Below are 2,457 nucleotides of genomic sequence, written 5' to 3' on the forward strand. Positions count from 1 at the left end.
GGGGGTGAGAGGCCTGAAAGCCTTGTGGCGCAAGGCATCGAGCGGGTCAACGAAAGAATCGGCCTTTGCGGGTTTTGGCGAGGCGCTCGCAAAAGCGTTGATACCGTTTTTGTGTGCTTTTGAGAACATCAAGTACTGAAGTGGGTGGAGAGTTGCTTGAGCTAGACAACGATCGAGTGGGGGGGTGCAGTTAAGGGGGGCCCACCCCAGATTTCCACTTGGTCAAGGGCGTGGCTGGTGAGGGGATAGAAGCGGACGCTGTCCTCATCGGGCTTGACCCTTTTCCGGAGCCGTAGCTTGAGCTCCTCGAACTTGTCCTTGTCGAGGACACACTCGAACACGCTGTATTGCACGCGCTTGCCGTAGCCTTCTAGCAGGTCGGCAATTTTCTTGCGGCGCTTATCACAAGGGGTGTCGTAGGTAACGACATAAAGAAACATCAGCGAATCCGGTAAGGCTGATACAGGTCTTGAGGATTATAGACAGAATGCTTAAATTTCTTAACCTGCTGCGTCAGCAAATCCCAGCGGGGTTGATCCCCATCGGGGGTTTGGATGGATCCCTCCATTCTCTGGAGAAAAGCTTTGAGATACTTCTTTCTGCCAGCATCGCTGAGAAAACAGCCCCCATCTCGATACTCGAAGTCTTCTTGGATATCCATAACACCGCTGTTGACCAGCCACAGTACCAATGAGTCCACAATAGGCGCTCGGAACTCTTCCAGCAAATCGGAAACCAAAGCAGCGTGGCGTTCGCTGCTGGCATGTAGGCAACCTTGATAGGGATCCAAATCTTGCAGCTCAACCAGGGTTAATAGATGGTTCCAGAGCACCATGTAGCCAAAGCTGAGCATGGCATTAACCGGGTTAGTGGGCGGCTGTCGAGTGCGGTTAAGCAAAACAAAGCCCCTTTGCTGAAGGCAATTTCCCAATTCCGGGAAATACAGAGCCGCAGCCGCTCCTTCAATGCCCCGCAATTGATCTAGAGACTTGGCCTCAAGAGCTTGAGCAGCCAAATGTTCCAGACTGCGCAGGGTCAGATCCCCTGTCTCAGTGGGGCGCTGCCTGAGCTGCCTCATCAGCAGCACTCGGCTATTGAGAAGCTTGGCTCGCACCATCTGGGCTGCCGTTTGCAATCGCCATTCTTCAGGGAGCGCCTGTTGCAAATGAGCTAAGCGGCGGTACCCCCTCTCTATAGGAACAAGGCGACCATAGCAATAGCCTAGCCGGGAGAGATAGGCAATAGGAATATTCCGCCTCAGGCACGCTCTCACTACGTCTGTGGTTACCTGGGATCGGCCAAAGATTAAAATTTGCTCCAGCAAGGGCAGAGGCATCTCTTGCAAGAGCGACTCGCCCAAATGAACCAGCACAAACTCTTGCCTGAGGCTTAGCCTGCACCCTTGCTGGGAAACATACAAGGTTCGCATTATTGATCATCTCGACGCAGACTCTCTGAGCCTCGCCTTGGCTCTATGGAAGTGCTGGTCTTGGATTGGCGCTCTTCTGGCAAAACCTCCACGTCAATTTCAGGGCTTGACAAAAGATCCATGACCATCTCTGTTAAGCTTCCAGAAAAGAAGCTGGCAATGGCAACCAAAATAGTGTTGGTAATCACGGCTGCCAGGCCCAAGGGAGCAATGAGCAAAATGGCCAGCGTGATCGAGCCGTTGACCACAGCTGTAACAAGGTTTCTAAGAACTTTGGCATTGATCCTCTTTTTGGACATTTTATTCCTCCAGAGATTCTCCAAGATCTCTACTTCAAGGGCCAGATTATTCCAAAATCATCAGCATTTTTCCTGAGCTGTTCAAGATAACTTTTCCTAGGATTCACCGTTGCCCCAAAAACGGTAACCACTTGGTAATCACCCAAATCGGCAATCCAAACCGGAGAGGGCAGAGCACCTCCCTGTACACCCCCGCACAAGAATTTGTCGTACCGGCCTTCATCTTGTCGGCCTAAGCGATGCAAAGTTGCCAGGGCATAGGGTTTGTTGAAATCTTCCTCGCCGCTGCAGACTACGATCCTGCAGTTGGCATCCACCGCTTGCGGCCACTTATCCCTCTGAACCTGGCCAGCACTTCTTGGGCTATCGGGGTTAATGGCCTGCTTGGTTAGAGTCTTGAGAGCGTCAAAGAAGTTGCCCAGGCGCTTTTGGAAAAGCTTCTGAAACCCAGCCACCGACTCCGCCAGCTTCCAAAAGGCATCCTCCGACCTGGGAATTAGGGTAGAGCCGCGCCACCAGGGAGGCCGGTCGCGATCCTGGCGGGAGTAGCAGGGTCTTCTAGCTCCTTGGCCCACACCCCCCAGATGGAACATCATCCAGGTGAGGTTAGTAAAGAGCCTTTTCACCGCCTCCTGCTCTGCTTGGGAAGCGTAATTTTGGCACTCGCTAGAAAAACTCAAGACAAGGATCCCTTCCTGTTGGCCTGCGGCTTCTCTTCGCTGATTGGGC

At 52.8% G+C, this 2,457-nt stretch carries 3 protein-coding genes and 1 pseudogene; all 4 read right to left on the bottom strand.

Features of this window, described 5'->3' with window-relative positions; all coding sequences use genetic code 11:
- Window positions 1-161: 161 nt before the first annotated feature.
- Complete coding sequence (gene cas2, locus NW860_RS02935) at window positions 162-440, bottom strand: CRISPR-associated endonuclease Cas2 (RefSeq protein ID WP_011431332.1); 279 nt, start codon at window positions 438-440, stop codon at window positions 162-164.
- A complete protein-coding gene (cas1, locus tag NW860_RS02940; protein ID WP_414512293.1) occupies window positions 440-1,429 on the bottom strand; it encodes a CRISPR-associated endonuclease Cas1 in 990 nt (329 codons plus the stop codon). Before cas1 ends, cas2 begins: the two co-directional genes overlap by 1 nt.
- Window positions 1,429-1,728, bottom strand: coding sequence for a CRISPR-associated protein Csx18 (csx18, locus tag NW860_RS02945; protein WP_414411712.1), 300 nt, complete (start codon window positions 1,726-1,728; stop codon window positions 1,429-1,431). Before csx18 ends, cas1 begins: the two co-directional genes overlap by 1 nt.
- A gap of 29 nt (window positions 1,729-1,757) precedes the next feature.
- Window positions 1,758-2,457 (bottom strand): annotated as a pseudogene (locus NW860_RS02950) (type III-B CRISPR module RAMP protein Cmr6); the annotation flags it as partial.

The organism is Synechococcus sp. F70.1 (genome assembly GCF_047502745.1).
Lineage (GTDB): Bacteria > Cyanobacteriota > Cyanobacteriia > Thermostichales > Thermostichaceae > Thermostichus.

Bases quoted from the DNA above. Each gene is read 5' to 3' on its own strand.
- csx18 (WP_414411712.1), bottom strand. From the start codon at position 1,728: ATGTCCAAAAAGAGGATCAATGCCAAAGTTCTTAGAAACCTTGTTACA.
- cas2 (WP_011431332.1), bottom strand. From the start codon at position 440: ATGTTTCTTTATGTCGTTACCTACGACACCCCTTGTGATAAGCGCCGC.
- cas1 (WP_414512293.1), bottom strand. From the start codon at position 1,429: ATGCGAACCTTGTATGTTTCCCAGCAAGGGTGCAGGCTAAGCCTCAGG.